This window comes from Pandoraea sp. PE-S2T-3 (genome assembly GCF_002179965.1).
GTDB lineage: Bacteria > Pseudomonadota > Gammaproteobacteria > Burkholderiales > Burkholderiaceae > Pandoraea.
Genome location: NZ_NGUQ01000035.1, coordinates 181470 through 198069, shown reverse-complemented (window position 1 = coordinate 198069; position 16600 = coordinate 181470). Strand labels below are relative to the sequence as shown.

15 protein-coding genes are annotated in these 16600 nt (G+C 62.3%); 9 read left to right on the top strand and 6 right to left on the bottom strand.

All coding sequences use genetic code 11. From position 1 onward, the window contains the following. Window positions 1-62 precede the first annotated feature (62 nt). Window positions 63-989 carry a LysR family transcriptional regulator gene (locus CDV46_RS21370; protein WP_087686984.1) on the bottom strand — a complete coding sequence of 309 codons (927 nt, stop codon included), beginning with the start codon at window positions 987-989 and terminating at the stop codon, window positions 63-65. 170 nt (window positions 990-1159) lie between these two features. On the opposite strand from CDV46_RS21370, the gene CDV46_RS21365 reads away from it, so the two are divergent. Then, window positions 1160-2563, top strand: coding sequence for a dipeptidase (locus CDV46_RS21365; protein WP_087724811.1), 1404 nt, complete (start codon window positions 1160-1162; stop codon window positions 2561-2563). Between the two features lie 24 nt (window positions 2564-2587). Beyond that, a complete protein-coding gene (locus CDV46_RS21360; protein WP_087686986.1) occupies window positions 2588-3913 on the top strand; it encodes an MFS transporter in 1326 nt (441 codons plus the stop codon). 65 nt (window positions 3914-3978) lie between these two features. On the opposite strand, the gene CDV46_RS21355 is transcribed toward CDV46_RS21360, so the two are convergent. The 5 genes from CDV46_RS21355 to CDV46_RS21335 form a co-directional block, all read right to left on the bottom strand. Next, entirely contained in the window at window positions 3979-4680 is a 702-nt protein-coding gene (locus tag CDV46_RS21355; protein ID WP_140413449.1) for an alpha/beta hydrolase, read from the bottom strand. Between the two features lie 150 nt (window positions 4681-4830). Continuing rightward, window positions 4831-5520, bottom strand: a complete 690-nt coding sequence (locus CDV46_RS21350) for an AroM family protein (RefSeq protein WP_087724807.1) — start codon at window positions 5518-5520, stop codon at window positions 4831-4833. Window positions 5521-5530: 10 nt separating this feature from the next. Further along, window positions 5531-6472, bottom strand: coding sequence for a DUF1177 domain-containing protein (locus tag CDV46_RS21345; protein ID WP_087724805.1), 942 nt, complete (start codon window positions 6470-6472; stop codon window positions 5531-5533). Window positions 6473-6516: 44 nt separating this feature from the next. Continuing rightward, window positions 6517-8163 carry an OPT/YSL family transporter gene (locus tag CDV46_RS21340; protein ID WP_087686990.1) on the bottom strand — a complete coding sequence of 549 codons (1647 nt, stop codon included), beginning with the start codon at window positions 8161-8163 and terminating at the stop codon, window positions 6517-6519. Window positions 8164-8197: 34 nt separating this feature from the next. After that, complete coding sequence (locus CDV46_RS21335; RefSeq protein WP_176399147.1) at window positions 8198-8974, bottom strand: IclR family transcriptional regulator; 777 nt, start codon at window positions 8972-8974, stop codon at window positions 8198-8200. 188 nt (window positions 8975-9162) lie between these two features. Between CDV46_RS21335 and CDV46_RS21330 the strand changes: the two genes are divergently transcribed. The 7 genes from CDV46_RS21330 (at window position 9163) to CDV46_RS21300 (ending at window position 16571) form a co-directional block, all read left to right on the top strand. Then, window positions 9163-10014 carry a MurR/RpiR family transcriptional regulator gene (locus CDV46_RS21330; protein WP_254916149.1) on the top strand — a complete coding sequence of 284 codons (852 nt, stop codon included), beginning with the start codon at window positions 9163-9165 and terminating at the stop codon, window positions 10012-10014. A 245-nt stretch (window positions 10015-10259) separates the two neighbouring features. Next, window positions 10260-11720 (top strand): MFS transporter, encoded by a 1461-nt coding sequence (locus CDV46_RS21325; protein ID WP_087724799.1) that lies wholly within the window; start codon window positions 10260-10262, stop codon window positions 11718-11720. A gap of 64 nt (window positions 11721-11784) precedes the next feature. Next, window positions 11785-12462, top strand: a complete 678-nt coding sequence (locus tag CDV46_RS21320) for an aspartate/glutamate racemase family protein (RefSeq protein WP_087724797.1) — start codon at window positions 11785-11787, stop codon at window positions 12460-12462. Between the two features lie 109 nt (window positions 12463-12571). After that, window positions 12572-13930 carry an MFS transporter gene (locus CDV46_RS21315; RefSeq protein WP_087724795.1) on the top strand — a complete coding sequence of 453 codons (1359 nt, stop codon included), beginning with the start codon at window positions 12572-12574 and terminating at the stop codon, window positions 13928-13930. Window positions 13931-14103: 173 nt separating this feature from the next. Then, window positions 14104-14949 carry an STN domain-containing protein gene (locus tag CDV46_RS21310; protein WP_087724793.1) on the top strand — a complete coding sequence of 282 codons (846 nt, stop codon included), beginning with the start codon at window positions 14104-14106 and terminating at the stop codon, window positions 14947-14949. Continuing rightward, window positions 14946-15464 carry an RNA polymerase sigma factor gene (locus CDV46_RS21305; RefSeq protein ID WP_176399146.1) on the top strand — a complete coding sequence of 173 codons (519 nt, stop codon included), beginning with the start codon at window positions 14946-14948 and terminating at the stop codon, window positions 15462-15464. Before CDV46_RS21310 ends, CDV46_RS21305 begins: the two co-directional genes overlap by 4 nt. Before the next feature lie 96 nt (window positions 15465-15560). After that, window positions 15561-16571 carry a FecR family protein gene (locus tag CDV46_RS21300; RefSeq protein WP_087724790.1) on the top strand — a complete coding sequence of 337 codons (1011 nt, stop codon included), beginning with the start codon at window positions 15561-15563 and terminating at the stop codon, window positions 16569-16571. Window positions 16572-16600 lie beyond the last annotated feature (29 nt).

The window sequence follows — 16600 nt, the reverse complement described above, 5'->3', positions numbered from 1 at the left end:
GCCGGATCGCGATGTCGAGGCTCAGCGCTTGATCGGTGGGTCGCGAACAGGCTTTCGCATCTTCATCGACTGGCGCGCTGGGTGCGCTGACTGTTCCGGGTAAGGTCGATGCAGAACTGGCGGACCGTCTCGAGAACAGGCGACTGGGTACGTCCCTCCAGCGTGATGAAGGCGTATTGCGCGTCTGCGCTCTCCGGCAGATCGAGGCGCACGACCGAAACATCGCCGCTGTTTACCCACGCGCGCGCTGCCGCGACGACGCCGAAGAAGACGGCGTCTGTCGCGAGCACCGTCTCGATGAGCGCGGCAACTGAGTCCGACGACGCACGTAGCAGACGCGCCGGATGCGCGTCGGGCCCGAAGCGCTTTACCAGTTCGCGCGTCATCTCGTCACTGAGCATGGTCCCGACAACCGGGTACTGCATCAGGTCCGCGAACTCGACCCGGCGGCGCTTGGACAACGGATGACCTCGCCGGCACAAAAACCCCGATTGCACGCTGCCCAGTAACTGGACGTGAAGATCCTCCTGTGGCGCGATAGCCCGTGAATGCACGAGCAGGGCGTCGAACGTGCGCTCGCGCAACGCTGCCAGTTGCGCTTCGGGATTGCCCGTCGAAAGGTAAATACCGACGTGCGGGTACTCGCGCAACATGTACGACAGCAACGGCCCGGCGAACATCGCATTGGGCGCCGATCCCAATCCCAGACGAACCGTTCCGCCATCGCCTTGCACCAGCAACTGCGCGGTGTGCTTCAGATCGACCGAGTCCGACACGATCTTTCGCGCCCGCTCTGCCACCAGCACGCCAAACGGCGTGAGCTCGTTGCGCTTCCCGATGCGGTCGATCAGCCTTACCCCGAGTTCCTGCTCAAGCATCTGAATGCTCCGGCTCAAGGCGGGCTGCGTGAGATGAAGCGCCTCCGATGCTCGGCTGAACGACCCCGTCTCGACTAAAGCCAGAAAGTGCTCAAGGTGATGCAAGTTCATCGCGAATTCCTGTGCGAGGGCTGGATGTGTCGCGTCATTCTCTCAAATGAGTATCAGCAAATGTAATCAAAATTACAAAAATAATGCATTGGACACATGATTTTTGGGTTTCTAACATGACTCATCACAAAGCGGCCTGCGAAGCCGATCATTCATTGATGGAGACACCCATGGTCCAGCGCGTACTGGAATTCCTTGAAGCCGAACACGATGCGATTCTGTCGCGTCTGAAGACCTATCTGCGCATTCCCAGCGTCAGCCCTGATCCGGCGTTCGGCGTGCACATGGCGCATGCGCGGCAATACCTCGCCGCGCGTTTGAAAGACATCGGCCTCGCGAACATTCGTGAACTGGACGGCGGCGGTGAGCCGGTCGTCTATGGCGAATGGCTGGGCGCGCCGGGCAAGCCGACGGTGCTCATCTACGGGCATTACGACGTGCAGCCCGAAGACCCCATCGAACTCTGGAAGAGTCCGCCGTTCGAGCCAACCGAGCGCGATGGGTGCTTGTTTGCACGGGGGGCGTCCGATGTGAAAGGACCGACGACCATCGCGCTGGAAGTTGTCGCAGCATTTCTAAAGGTCGCCGGTGGTTGCCCGGTCAACGTGAAGGTTTTTCTTGAGGGCGAGGAAGAGACCGGGAGTCCGACGCTCGCGGAAATCATCACGCGGCATCGCGAGTTGCTCAGTGTGGATGCTGTGTTGTCGGCCGACGGTGGGCGCGCGAGCGCTGTGGTCCCGACCATTAACACCGGTGCACGCGGTAACGGGCAGTTGGAGTTTCGCATTCAGACGGCGGTGAAAGACTTGCACTCCGGCCGCTATGGCGGCTGTGTTCGCAACGCGCTGCACGAGATGGCGAGACTGGTGAGCTCGCTTCACGATGTCGATGGCGCGGTCGCCGTCGACGGTTTTTACGCAGACGCGAAGGCGCTGACGCCGCTTCAGAAATCCGACACGGCGGCATTTCCCTTCGATGCGTCAGCGTTCATTGGCGACGTGGCCGCGAGTCATCATGGCGAGCCCGGTTTCACGCTGCGTGAGCAGGTGACGCTGCGCCCTGCGCTCGATGTCAACGGGATGTGGGGCGGCTATACCGGGCAGGGCGGCAAGACGATCATTCCGAATGTCGCGACGGCAAAACTTACCGTGCGGCTGGTCGAGGGGCAGCAATCGAAGGATGTGCTCGCACACGTCGTGGGGCACCTGCATCGCCAATGCCCAGAGGGGGTGTCGCTCGAAATTCTTCATCAGCACAACGGTGCGCCTGCTTCGTCGTTGCCGTCATGGCATCCGCTGGTGCTTGCCACGCAAACGGTGCTGCGCAACGAGACGGGCCGCGAGCCGATTCAGGTGCGCCTTGGCGCGAGCGTGCCGGTCACGGCGATTTTCAAGGAGATGCTGGGCATCGAAACGCTGATGTTCGGCTACAACCTGCCGGACGAAGATGTCCACGCGCCGAATGAGTTTTTCCGCATCCGGTCCATCGGCGAAGGGCTTCGCGGCTGGTCGCTTCTGCTCGACGAACTGGGCCGCTATGAGACCCCGGCGTTCCATGCCCAAGACGCACGATAACGAGAAGAACGTCAGGAGACGGACATGAGAGATTCACTGAAGACTGCCGTGCCCCAGCCTGCGCGCGTTACGCGCACGCGGCTGCTGGTGGCAACGACGATCGGCAATGCGATGGAGTTTTTCGATTTCACGGTATTCGGATTCTTTTCGATCGTGATCGGCCATCTGTTCTTTTCACCCCTTAGCGCGGACGGACAACTGATGTCGGCCGTTGCGACGTTCGGTGTCGGCTTCGTGATGCGGCCGATCGGCGGCATCGTCATCGGGATTTATGCCGACCGGGCTGGGCGCCGCGCGGCGATGACGCTCACACTCTCGCTCATGGCGCTGGGCGTTTGCATGGCAGGGCTGGCGCCGACCTATGCCGACATCGGTATTGCCGCGCCGGTCATCATGGTCGCGGCGCGTCTGATTCAAGGGTTCTCTGCGGGCGGCGAAGTCGGGCCCGCCACGACCGTGATGCTTGAGCATGCACCGAAAGGGGCGCGCGCCTTCTATACGAGTTGGCAGCTTGCGAGTCAGGGGATGGGGATCTGCGCCGGTGCGGCGATGGCGGCCGCCCTCTCTCATTTTCTCTCGCCCGAGGCGCTGTACTCGTGGGGATGGCGCGTGCCGTTCCTGCTGGGTGCGTTGATTTTGCCCGCAGGCATCGTCATTCGACGTCAGCTAGGTGCGTTGGAGCCGCAAGCGTCGGAGGTGGCGCCTGTGCCGGAGCATTCACCGCTGGGCGACCTGTTGCGCACGCAGCGACGCAATCTCTTCGCAGGCATCCTTCTGGTCATGGGCGGCGTGGTGACGGCATACATGCTGATCTTCTTCTTGCCGACGTACGCCATTCGGGAGCTGAAGCTCGACGAGTCGGCGTCGTATGCCTGTGCGATGGCATCGGGCTTGGTGCTCGCAGTCGTGTCGCCGATTGCGGGGAAGATTGCCGACGCCTACGGACGCATCAAACCGATCCTGATCTCGCGTCTGGTGTTGCTCGGGATTTTGTATCCGGCCTACATGTGGCTCAGTAGTGAGCCGAGCGTCTTGCGTCTGTTTGTGATCATCGTCGGGCTGAGCTTTGTGTACACCATTCAAGGCGCGCCGTCGGTCACATTGATTCCGGAACTGTTTCCGCGATCGATGCGCGCCACGGCCACCGGGGCGGTGTACAGCTTCGGTGTCGCGATCTTCGGCGGCCTCACGCAACTGGTCGCGGTCTGGCTGATTCACGCCACTGGCGACCGATCGTCGCCAGCGGTGGCCACGACACTTTGTCTGGTTCTCTCGACGTTCTCACTGCTCCTGATTCGGCGCGCTCCCGAGATGGAGGGGAGCGGCAAATTGGGCAGATATGCGGCTTGAGTCACGCAGCGCCAACAGGCGTTGTCGTCGGGCCTGCGCGCCGGGGCCTGGCGCCTGACTTCCCGTCAGTCGCCAGGGTTCCGAATCCAGTCGGCAATCAAGCGCACGGTCTGCGCCTCGAAGTTGGGGTAGCCATGCCAATGCTCGGCTTCGCAGGGATCGCCTTTGGGTGAGGAGCCGCCATCGACAAGGATGAACTTCTTGGCGGGCGCGTTCTTTAGCCCGCCGATGATGGCTTCTGCCTGACTTGGCACGCAGATCGGGCAGGCGTCGAACTTGTGGTGAAGCACTAGCGTCGGCACATCGATCTTTTCGATGTCTTGTGCACCGATCGCACCGGCCTTGCGATTGGTGACGCTGGAGGTCAACACCAATCCGGCGATATGCGCTTTCCCGAGGGCAATCGCGGCAGCGGTGCCGGAGACTGTGCCGCGACTGGTTCCCACGAGCCATACCGGCTTACCGAAGGTCTGAGTGGCATAGTCAACGACGTTGCTGATCTCTTTCACGTGCTCGCTGCTGATGCGCTCCGGGAAATCGAGCGTGCGCAAGTCACTGGCCCGGAACATCACCAGCACGTTGAAACCTTCGTCCGCAAACAATTGCCGTGAACGGACAAGGAAGTTCATGCTGCCGGGCTGACCATTGCTGACACGGCCAGTGCCCGAGTCACCACCGGGCAGCAGGATAAGCGTCGCAGTGGCGTTGGGGTTTGCCATCGCATACACGGGGACGTAGGCGTTGGCTCGTCCGGCATCGATGTGCACGAAGCCGTCAGCGGCTTGCGCAAAGACGGGCAGGGCGAGAGCGATGACAAAAAGGATGACGCGAGGTAGACGCACGATCGCCCCCTTGGCGGTGTGAATTCGATCGGATGATAACGGACGAATGTGACCCCCGGGGGCGGCGGTAATCCCTTACACCAGCGTCGCGGTCAAACTAGCAACGAGCGTGTTCGACAACACGACGGGCAGGTTCGATGCCGTCTGCGCGATGTCGCGATGGCGCTCGACAAAACCCATGCAGTCGAGCACGAGCATTTCGGCACCTTGTTCGCACAGGGCGCGTGCGGCACTGATTAGCGCTTCATCGCCTTCGGCACCCGTCGCATACGGCGAAGCGGCGGCGCAGATCGGCGGACGTTGCAGCGCCCCCCACTTGTGAAACTCGCTCTCGATCTGGCCAGCAAGCGGCACCACGATGCCGACCTGACGTTCACCGGCGAGCGCTGCGGCGGCTGGTGGAACGATGCGGTCCGGCTCGACCAGCCACGCGTGACGGCAAGCAAGACCTTCGAATTCCCCCGTGCACAAGATCAAAATCACCGTGCAGCCCAGCGCCTCAAGCGCGTCGAGTTTCGCCTGCAATGCGCGCTGAATCGCGGGCTTGTCGAGTTCCACCGAATCGCCGCTAAGCAGGCGCGAAATCAGAACACCATTGCCCGCCTGCGGTGCAAAAGCGGCGTCGATGGCGTCACGGTCCAGCCCGTCGAGCACGCCCATGTGGACCACCGGCACATGCGTTGGCAGATGCGCGTCGAGAATCGGCGTGATGTCGGCGCGCGGTGCTTGGCCGATGGTCAGTGTCCCCAGTTTGTGCTGGCGCATGGGCAATGCCTCAGTGGGGTTGGCGTTTGGAGAGGTGAGCGAGCGAGCCGTACAGCGCGAGCAAGCGGGCGTAGTCCTCGGTGTCGTAAAACTGGCAAGTTCCCCTGCCGAACTCTTTGGCGACTTCCACGGCGAACTTCACCGTGAGTGCGATATCGGCTTCGTGGCTGGCCCCCGTGCCGCAGCCGGGGACGATGCTCTGCGTGGTGATCGCCACGCCAACCACCGGTGCCCGCGTGGCGATCGACGGCTGCATGATGCTGTTCAGGTGATAGACGCCGTTACCGTAAGGCGTGATGTCCTGCGTGGTCACCGGGAACGTGACGGCGGGCTGCCCGCTCGTCATTTCCATGATCCGCAGCAGGTCTTCCGAGACGCGCAGGATGTAGCCCTCCTTGACGGTCGGCGAGATCGCATAGCCCTTGTGGTTGATGATGCGGTTGCCTTTGGTGGTGTCGAGGGAGAGCACCGCGTCCATCTCGTCCCACACTTCGTGGGCGTTCACATCTTCGGTGTCGATTGGCGAGTCCATAAAGTCGACAGGCTCGTGCGGACGCGTCGGCGCATCGGGGCAGATATGCGTCGTGATGAATACGTCACCGGCAAGGGCGTCGCCCTGTGTTCGCATATGGGCGAGCTTCAGCGCAGCGGCAACGGACGCGATGGCGCCGTCGGCGTCCGACACCAGACCTATCCGTGAGGGGCGGGCACCGATGCCCCCCAGACGGCCGACGATGCCCAGACTCGGGGCCGCACCACCGGCCCGCTTGCCGACGTCGCCGGGAATGCAGATTTTGACGAAATCGGTGGCCCCTTTCTTGCCCTCGATTTTCAGGACCTCGACGGTGACACCATGCGCGGCATAGGGGGCGAGCAGGTCGACCACGGTCTGGCCCGAGGCATGGGCGCTGTCGAAGGCTTCGAAGACTTGGAGAGTTTGGCTAAAGCTCATGATGACGATTCAGGTTCCAAAAAAATGGCAGGTTTCGTAACGCTTCAATGCGTGCGCGAGCGGATCAACGAACTGCCGAAACTGAAGATGGCGTCGCCCGCGATGATGCCGGCGGCAAAGACTTCCATGGTGTTGCGCACGCGCTCGCCGGCGGTGCGCTCGATCGCGAAGCGCAGGGCAATCCCGATGAGCACGGCCCACCCGGCGGCCGGGTTGGCGATGAGCAGCCCCGTGGAGAACAGCACGCCGAGTTGGCGCTTCGGGCCGCCGATGAACTGCAAGGCAGCGCCTGCAATGGCCCAGAGCATCAGGGAATGCAGCACTCCCGGTGCAACGCCGGCTTTGATCGTGGAAACGTAGACCGCTGCCACGGGCGGCACCTGCCCATTGGCGAAGAAGCTCGAATGCGCGAAATACACCACCGGAATCGCGATGACGAAGGCGAGCATCGCGGCCATGAGTTGCTGCCGGCGCCCGGCGAGTTCAAAGGCCGGGTTGCTGCCGTGACCGCGCAGGATGAACCCCGCACGCAAGTCGTAGCCCATGTCGGCGAAGGCGGGGCCGGTGGCGGCTGAAAAGCCGCACAGCACCACGAGCGCCGCGGGAGGGAATCCGATCAACATGCCGATCAAGAGCGTGATGAGCGCGACGGCAAAGGCCGGGAACCAGCCCGAGTGCATCGCGGCAATCCCGACGATCAATTCATGCACGAATGCGGCAAACGCGGCATACACGATGAACAGGACCAGCATGCCCGGCGACATGTCGGCATAGAGGCCCGCACCGAATGCCACGAGCGTTGCCAAGCCGATGTAGGCCACACCACCGAAACGCAATGACCGGCGGATACTCGGTGTGCCGGCCGCCGTGGGCACGGGCACTTCTGCCGCAACATCGGCGGCGCTGCGCACCGGCCGGTCGCGCCAAACCATTCGCACGATCTGGAGCAGGGCGACGATACCGGCGCCAATCATCATGCCGTGCGGAATGTAGGCCTTCTCGACGGCGAAACCGAACAGCGGCATCGAATAGCCGCGCAGCAGAAAGCCGAAACCGAGCATGGTCAGCGCCCAGATATTGCCGATGAACGCGGTGCCGAATGCCGACATCGGAATGCCGAACCACGAGCCGAGCATGCCGATGCCAAGACCGGCACCGAGCACGCGTGCCTGATGCCCGCCAACGTCTCCGGCCTTGATGGCTTCAGCCGCAGCCACACCCTGCGGCCACGTGCCAGTCGCGGGGAAAATCTTGGTGTCGAACATGCGATAGAGCATGTAGCCATCGAGCAGCATGGCCAGCGAGACACCGATGAACATCGGCATCACCAAGTCGGCACGGCCCATCAGGAACGGAATGCCGATCGGCAGCAACAGGCTGTTGGCGGCCCCGAACGTGGCAGCCGAGATGGCGCTTTGCGCGAGGTTCTGCACGTGAATCGAACGATATTGCGCAAAGGCTCGCAATGGCACGCGCGCACAGATCATCGCGACCAAGGCGCCGATGATGGCGGTGTTGGGCGTGACGCCCAGCTTCACAAGCAGCTCGATGCCGATGATCGCGCCGAACACGCTCAGGGCGCTTAACAGCAGCAGATTGGCCGGTGAGAAAGTCGACGGATGTTGCGGTGGCGGCGCCTCGGTGCTCGTGGCATCGGGAGGCGTCGGAAGGGCAGAGGACGACGTATTCATGATGAGAGATCGACAGGTCGTACGAGTGAGCGAACTAACGGGGCGAAGTCCAGAACGGATCGCCAACGGAGCGACCGATCAGCTCTGCGTGGGAGGCCACGCGCTGCGCAATCGCCTGAATTTCCGCCGCGGGGAGCATCGCGGCGGGAAACGTCATACAGAACGACAAGCACTCCCCGCTGTTGGGATCGGCAACCGCACATCCCACTGAACAGACACCGGAAAGGGCTTCGTTCTCTGCCACCGCATAGCGAAGATCGCGAACGGTCTGAAGTTTTGTGAGCAGGGCGTCGAGGGTCGCGGGGCCGCCAATGGGTTGCCCGTTTTCGCGCAAGGTCGGTAAGCCGTCGGGGAAGCGGCTGCGGATCTGGTCATCGGTCTCGCGCGCGAGAAGCGAACGGCCAGTGGATGTCGCCCATGATGCCAAACGATGCCCCGGATTGGTCATGGCGCGCAGGGCCTGCGAGCCGGGACGCACGCGCAGCACGACGACATCGTCACCGTCGAGCACCGAGACGTAGCCCGTGTGGCCGTATTCCTGACCCAGTTCGTCGAGCGCTTGTGCGCACATCTCGATCAGCGGCGTCGACGCGCGCACCAGATGCGAGAGTTCGAGCAGCAACAACGACGGGCGATAGGCCAGCGTCGTCGGGTTGCGGACCAGCAGCCCCTCTTCGGCCATCTGCTTGAGCACGCGCGAGGCAGTGCTCTTGGGCATGTCGAGTCGCTCGACCAGATCGGTCATCGTCACTTCGGCTTGTCGCGCTGCCATCAGGCGCAGCACCGCCGTTGCGGTTTCCAAGATGCTCATGTGCGTTGTAGGTTCCATAAAATGGAACCGAGTTCCATCTAATGAGATCCAGTCTATGCCGCAAAATTGAGCGTCAAAATGAAATCGATCTAGTTGTTTACCCTCGAATGGCGAATTCGCGCTGATTCGCGCGACAATAGCCGACCCTAAACTGCCCGCCCCAACCACGCTCGCTTATGGCACCTCACGTGAAGAAGTCCTTCGTCGGCAGGATTCGAGAACAGTTGGATCAACTCTCGCCATCGGAGCGGCGTCTGGCGGAGTTCGCACTGGATTTGCCGGGGGATCTGGCGGGGTACACGGCGTCGGAGCTTGCAACGTTGGCGCAGGTGTCCAACGCTACCGTTACGCGTTTTGTACGACGTCTGGGCTACGCGTCGTTCGACGATGCGCGCAAGCATGTCCGCTCGGAGCAACGCGCGGGCTCGCCGCTGGCGATGGCCGCGACGACACCCGCGACGGAAGCCGTCGCCGACGATCTCGTCGGGGCGCAACGTCAGCAGAGTCTTGCCAACATCGACGCGACGTATCGACGCCTCTCATCCAACGAAATCGCGCAGATCGCTGCGGCCATTCTCGCGGCCCGCAAGGTCTGGGTCGTGGGCTTCCGGTCGAGCCATCCGCTCGCGATGTATTTCCGCTGGCAACTGCTGCAAATCGTGCCGAGCGCGCAAGTGATTCCGGGCGCAGGGGAGACGTTGGGCGAGCACCTCGCGGGCATCGACGCGGATGATGTTGTGATCGTTTTCGCGCTGCGCCGCCGTATCCGCCAGATGCCGGCCATCGTTGCGCAACTCGCCAAGGCGTGCCCGAATCTCGTCTACATCACCGAGCGAGCCGAGCGTAACGTAGCGGCAAAGACGCCCGCGAAGTGGTCGTTGCAATGCGATGTGCAAGGGCCGGGCGTGCTCGACAATCACACGGCGGTGATCGGTCTGTGCCATCTGATCGTGACGCAAGTGATGACGCTGGCGGGCAATCCGGGGCGTCGCCATCTCGGTCTGGTGGAAGCTTTCCACGACGCGCTGGACGAAATCTAAGTCCGCCTTCTGCACGGGGACGCGGCGCGCCGTAGCGCCCCGGGCATCAAGCTTTTCCTAATTTTTCCCTGATTGATCTCTGCGATTGGCGTCTCTCGCCAAGGGCTTCGCACGTCCGGTGAAACCCTGATATGAAAAATAATTTTCAAAAACAAATAATCTGAAAAAATATTAACCGAACAAGGTTCATCAGAGGGCGAGGCAATCGGTCGCAAGGCGCCAATTGAGGCGCAGGGAGTTTTACGATGGGCGCAGAAGTGGTCGTATCCTCGTCGGAACCAAGGTTGCAGCAGCTCGAACGGGCGCTCGACGACATTGGCGTGACGCCGTCACACAAGAAAATCCTCGCACTGATTCTGTTCGGGGTGTTGTTCGACGTTTTCGAGCAGAACGCCGTCGGTCTCGTGGGGCCGTTGCTGCGCGAGTACTGGGGCCTTTCCGGTGCGCAGATCGGCTTTCTCAATACGCTGACGTTCGGGGCCGCCGCGATCGGGCGATTGGGGTCCGGCTACATCGCCGACCGCTACGGACGCCGCACCATGCTGAGCATCAACCTGATGCTCTTCACGCTGGGTGCATTGATCTGCGCCTTGGCGACGAACTACAGCATGCTCGCCGCAGGGCGCTTCATCGTCGGCTTCGGTCTGGGCGGCGAGATCTCGATTGCTGTCACGATGCTCGCGGAATTCTGTTCGTCGCGCTTCCGTGGCGTGGCCGTGGGCGCGATCAACGTCGCGGGTGGCGGGCTGGGCAATATGCTGGCACCGGCGTTTGGTCTCGCGGTCTTTGCGTTCTTCCCGGGGCCGGATAGCTGGCGCTGGCTGTTCGGCTGTCTGGTGCTGCCGGCGTTCTTCGTGCTGCTGTATCGCCGGTTTATTCCGGAGACGCCGCGCTTCTTGTTCTCCAAAGGCCGGGTGGAGGAAGCCAATCGTGTGCTCAACATTCTCGCGTCCGGCAAGCTCGGCAAGTCTGCCGGTGGGGAAAAGCGCTATCTGAGCGAAGCGCCGGATGGTGAGCACCGCGCCGAGAAAGTGCGCTTGCGTGAAGTTTTTGTCGGACCGCTGGCGCGGCGCACTGTCGCTGTGGGAATCGCCGTTTGCATGACGTACGGTGCGCAGATCTCGGTGCTCACGCTGATGCCGACGATTCTCATGGCGCAGGGCTACACGCTCAACAAGAGCTTTCTGTTCACCATCGTGATGCAGTCGGGCAGCTTGCTCGGTGCGATCACGGCGTCGTATTTCGGCTTCCGCTTCCCACGCAAACGTGTCCTGACGACCGGTGCCATCGCGGCGTGCGTCATCGGTTTGTGTTTCGGCTTTCTGTCGAAATCGCAGCCGCTGATTCTCGTGTTTGGCGCGGCCTTCCAGTTCTGTGTGCTGCTGCTCAATACGTCCATCTGGATATACGCCCCCGAGCTCTACCCGACGCGAGTGCGCGCGTTCGGCACGGCGTTCATCCTCGCGTTAGGCACGCTGGCAGGCGCGGCAATGCCGCTGGTTGCCGGGCGCGTGTTCGACCAATACGGCATCGGCGGCATGTTCGGAATGATGGCCGCGATGTACGCGGTGTTCGCCCTTGCGTTGACGTTCGCGCCGGAGACGTTCGGTAAGCCGATTGATGGTCCCGATGCGCCGGGTGATGCGCCGAACGATTCGACGCCTGCAACCGCGCGTGCTGCTGCCGAGGCGTCGCCTGCATCCTGATTTTCCTGACGCGCTTTGATTTGTTTTGACTCGTTCTGACTCGTTCTAACTCGCCGAGATTTTCATGACTCAAATACTGCTCCTCAACCCGAATACGTCGACGGCGACGACGCAAATGATGGTCGACATCGCCCGATCGTATTTCGCCAGTGTGATGGCGTCGCCACCGACCGTGATCGGGGCGACGGTGTCGCGCGGTGCCTCGATGATCGTCAACGAGCAGGATCTGGCCGTGGCCGCCGAGGCAGTGAACGACCCGCAGATCGTGGCGCTGGCGTCGCAAGCGGATGGGGTGATCGTCGGTGCGTTTGGCGACCCGGGCATGGAGGCTTTGCGTGCGCGTCTGGATGTGCCGGTCGTGGGGATCGGCACGGCCTCCGTGCGTGAGGCGGCAGAGGGCGGGCGCCGTTTCGGTATCGCCACCACCACGCCGCTGCTGGCCGATTCGATTGCGGCGAACGTGCGCAAGCTCGGGCTTGGCGCGAGCTTCACCGGATCGCGATTTACGACGGGCGACCCGCTGGCGCTGGGGGATGTGCCGGCGCAACTGGAGAACAGTCTTGCAAGTGCAGTGCAAGCCTGCATTGCGCAAGACGGTGCGCAGGCCGTGGTCATCGGCGGCGGGCCGTTGGGGGAGGCGGCGCAGGCGTTGTGCGAGCGCTTCGCTATCCCGGTGATCGGGCCAGTGCCTGCGGCGTGTCGTGCTTTGCTTCACGCCATGCGGCTTGATGAGGCTGCTTGAATGACGCCGCCTGAAAACCCCTTAAAGCGACAAAACAACGCAAACACGCGCGCCGTCGATGGCGCGTAATAAAACGTACGAGAGCATGCCGAACCCGGCAGGAGATGCCATGAACCAACAACCTGTGTCGCCGACTGGCGGCGCGACCAATGTCTTTGCGAATCCGAGTCAGCAAATGCTTGACCCGATCTACAAGAAGATCATGTGGCGGATCATTCCGTTCATCTTCGTGCTGTGGATGCTGGCGTGGATCGACCGCGTGAACGTCGGCTTCGCGAAGCTGCAAATGCAGCAGGATCTGGGCTTCAGCGAAACGGTGTACGGCATCGGTGCGGGCATCTTCTTCCTCGGGTATTTCTTTCTGGAGATTCCGAGTAACTGGCTGTTGCTGCGCATCGGTGCGCGACGCACGCTGGCACGCATTACGTTGGGCTGGGGGACGATCTGCGTGCTGATGATGTTCACGCATTCGCCGGCGTATTTCTATGTGATGCGTTTTCTGCTTGGGGCATTCGAGGCGGGTTTCCAGCCGGGCGTGCTGCTCTATCTCACGTTCTGGTTTCCGGCGCATCGGCGTGCGAAGGCGTTCGCGTGGTTCATCTCGGCGTCGGCAGTGTCGTCGGTCGTGGGGGCGCCGCTGGCGGGGGCGATCCTCAACGGGATGCATGGCGTGAACGGTTGGGCGGGGTGGCAGTGGCTGTTCCTGCTCGAAGGCGTGCCGACGGTGCTCGCGGGCATGCTGGCCGTTTGGTTCTTGGTGGATAAGCCGGAGCAGGCCAGTTGGCTGTCGGAGCAGGAAAAGCGACTGCTGCAAGCGGATCTGGATCGCGACGGCGCAAGTGCTGGCAAGCGCGAGCACAGCTTCATGCTGGCCGTGCGCAGCCCGAAGCTGTGGCTGCTGACGGGGATTTACTTCGGCATCGTGGCGGCGAACGCGACACTCTCGTTCTTCGCACCGACGATCGTTCGCGCGTTGGGGCCGACCAACCCGTTGCATATCGGGTTGCTGGTGGGCGTGATGTACGTGTTCGGTGCGATCTTCCAGATTGCGATTGGATACAGCGCGGACAAGCGCCGCGAGGCGCGCATGCATTGCGCGATTCCGGTGTTCATCGGGGCGTGCGGGTTGGCGGGCGTGGGGGTGTTTGCAGGAAGCAATGGCGTCGCGGCGTTCTTGTGTTTAGTGGTGGCCGTGTCGGGCACGATGGGCGCGATCCCGGTGTTCTGGCAATTACCGAACGCTTACCTTGCCGGTGGCGCTGCTGCGATGGGTGTCGCGTTCATCAACTCGGTAGCGAATCTGGCAGGGTTCGGCTCGCCGTACCTGCTCGGTATCGTCAAAGACGCCACGGGCAACTTCAACGGCGGCCTCTGGATCGTGGCGGCGCTCGAAGCGTTTGTCGCCGTGCTGATCTGGTGGCGGTTGCGTCGGCGGGAAGAGGCGGGTGGGGTGGGGGCGTTGGTTTGAGGCGGGCTGTTGATGCAAGGAATACTGGCAGCGGCGGTGGCTTAACAAGCCTGCTCCGCTCGTTGTGACGGGTTGTCACAATTCTTAAATGTAAGAACTGCTACATTTCTCCAGTAATTTGCACGTCTCTTGGGCGCTGTGGGTCGGTTCGGCGCCACGCCTGATTGCTACCTATGGCTTTTGCCCATATTCCCCGTCAACGCTATACCAAATTCGGTTATCCGTGCCTGTACATTGGTTGGCTGCTGGCAGCGCTATGCCATGTATCGTTTGCGGCCGACGGTGGGCATCCTATCGAGTTGCCAGACGCGGACAAACCGAGGAGGTTTGACATCGGACGCATGCCCCTGCGCGAGGCCCTGGAAGGTTTCTTTCGCGTAACAGGTCACTCGCTGCTGTACGACGACGCACTCACTGCGGGCAAGCGAACCGGTCCGCTGATGGGTGAGTTCACCCCAGAGGCGGCGCTGCGTACGTTGTTGTCAGGCACTGGCCTCGTTGCCAGACGCACGGCACCGAACGCGTGGGTGTTATTCGATACCAGTTCCCGTGCCGGTGACTCTGACATTAGCTCGTCTGCGCCGGATGTCTATCAGGTCGGGCCGGAAGCCACGACTCAGGCGACGCGCTATTACGCCACGCTGCAAACTGCCATCGCACGAACGCTGTGCATGGACCCGATGACTGCGCCGGGACATTACCGTATGGCACTACGCGTGTGGATCGGGGCCGATAACGTTATCGAGAAAGTCCTTTTGCATCCCACGGGGGACGCAGGTCGCGATAGCCGCGTGCAGTCGCGTCTGAGAGGCTTGCACCTGACCTCGGCGATGCCAAAGGGGGTCGTTTCGCCCATGACGTTGGTGATCTTGCCGCGTTCGCCGGCCGACAGCGGCGACTGTGCCTCGTCGACCGAACCGAAAGCGATGAGCACATCTGTGCCATTGAGCGCGTTCGACATCTCGACTATGCCGGACGTGCCGCGCACCGCATGGCCGTTGACGCTCGCTGCGCCATGACGCATCCCGCCGACCTGATCCGCTTTCTTGTCGAGCATTACGATCTCATCAAGCGTCGTGTGAGTTTTCGCGTAGGCTCGCGCGAACTTGCGGAAGACGTCATGCAGGACACCTATCTCCGTCTGCAAGCGCGCGAGAACACCGGCGCCGTACGCGATCCGTCCGCCTTTATCCTTCGAACGGCGCTGAACCTCGCCATCGACAGAGTGCGGGTGGATGGTCGTCTGCTTTCGGGCGACGAGGTCGAGCATCTGATCGAGCAGGAAGTGGCTCCCTTCGATCCGGTCGAGGAGACGATGGGACGCCGTGAGCTGGCGCGTCTCGCCGAGGCACTCGACCGGTTGCCGCCGCTGCGGCGTCAGTTGTTCATGGCGTCGCGGCTCGACGGCGTTCCGCAGAAAGAGTTGGCCAAGCAGTACGGAATCTCGCTACGAAAGGTCGAATCCGAGGTGCATCTTGCGCATGAGACACTAGCGCGCAAGATTCAGCGCTATGAGCCGGATTCGACGAATTGAAACAACTTTGCGGTTGCGCCGCGCTCGCCCGTCTTAATGGAAGGGACGTCCGGCAACGGGCCGGAGTAGCCGCGCAAGCACCTAATCAAGACTGACATGGCGCGCATTCAATCAGACAACGCTTCGGACGAGACGGGCGCGCTCGGTGCGCAAGCCCACGCGTGGCTGACGTTGCTGCGCAGCGGTGCCGCAACGGAGCAGGATGCCGAGCAGTTCAAAGCGTGGTGCGCCACAAGCCCGCTGCATCGACAGGCGCTGGCGCAGATCAACCATGAGTGGCGGACCATCGCTCAGGCACAGACCTACTACGAGAAGACCTATCCGAAGCGTCGGGCACAGACCGAGACACAGCTAAGACGAGAGGCTTCCCGCGACTCCCGTCGTTTCTTCCTGCGCGGCCTGGCAGCAGCAGGTGGTGCAGCGGCGGTCGCGGCCGTAGTGTTCCCGCCGTTCGGGTTGTGGCCGTCGATGCAGGCACTGGTAGCAGATCACCGAACGGCGACAGGCGAGCAGATGCGCGTCGACGTCGCGAAAAACGTCGAGTTGCTGCTCAATACGAAGACCAGCGTCGACGTGCAGCATGCAGCCGGAAATCAGGGCGCGGACCGAATCGTCCTGATCGACGGGGAACTTGCGCTGACCCAGAATCCGGGTGCGCACAGCATCGAGATCGTCGCGGGCGCCGGACGCATCCTGCCCGACGACGGCGGCGTCGAAGTGCGTCGCGTTGGCGCTCGCTACTGCGTGACGTGCACCTCAGGGAAGGCTCGGCTCTTGCACGACGGGCAGACGCTGGCGATGTCGCAGAGTGAGCGCATCTGGTACGACGAGCACCGTGTCGAACGAGGCACGCGCGTCGATCTCGAGGTGGCGAGCGCCTGGCAGCGCGGCGATCTGCTCTTTCGCGGCACGCCGCTCGGCGAGGCCGTCGAGGAAATCAATCGCTATCGCCCGGGACGCATCGTGGTATCGGACGCCCAACTGGCGTCACGCCGCATCAGCGGGCAGTTCAAGGTGGCGGATCTGGACGAGGCGATCCATCAGATTCAGCGGATTTATCACGCGGACGTCACTCGGCTGCCGGGCGGTATTGTGATCCTCGGATAACGAACGAAGGCTGACCCACACGACGTCAC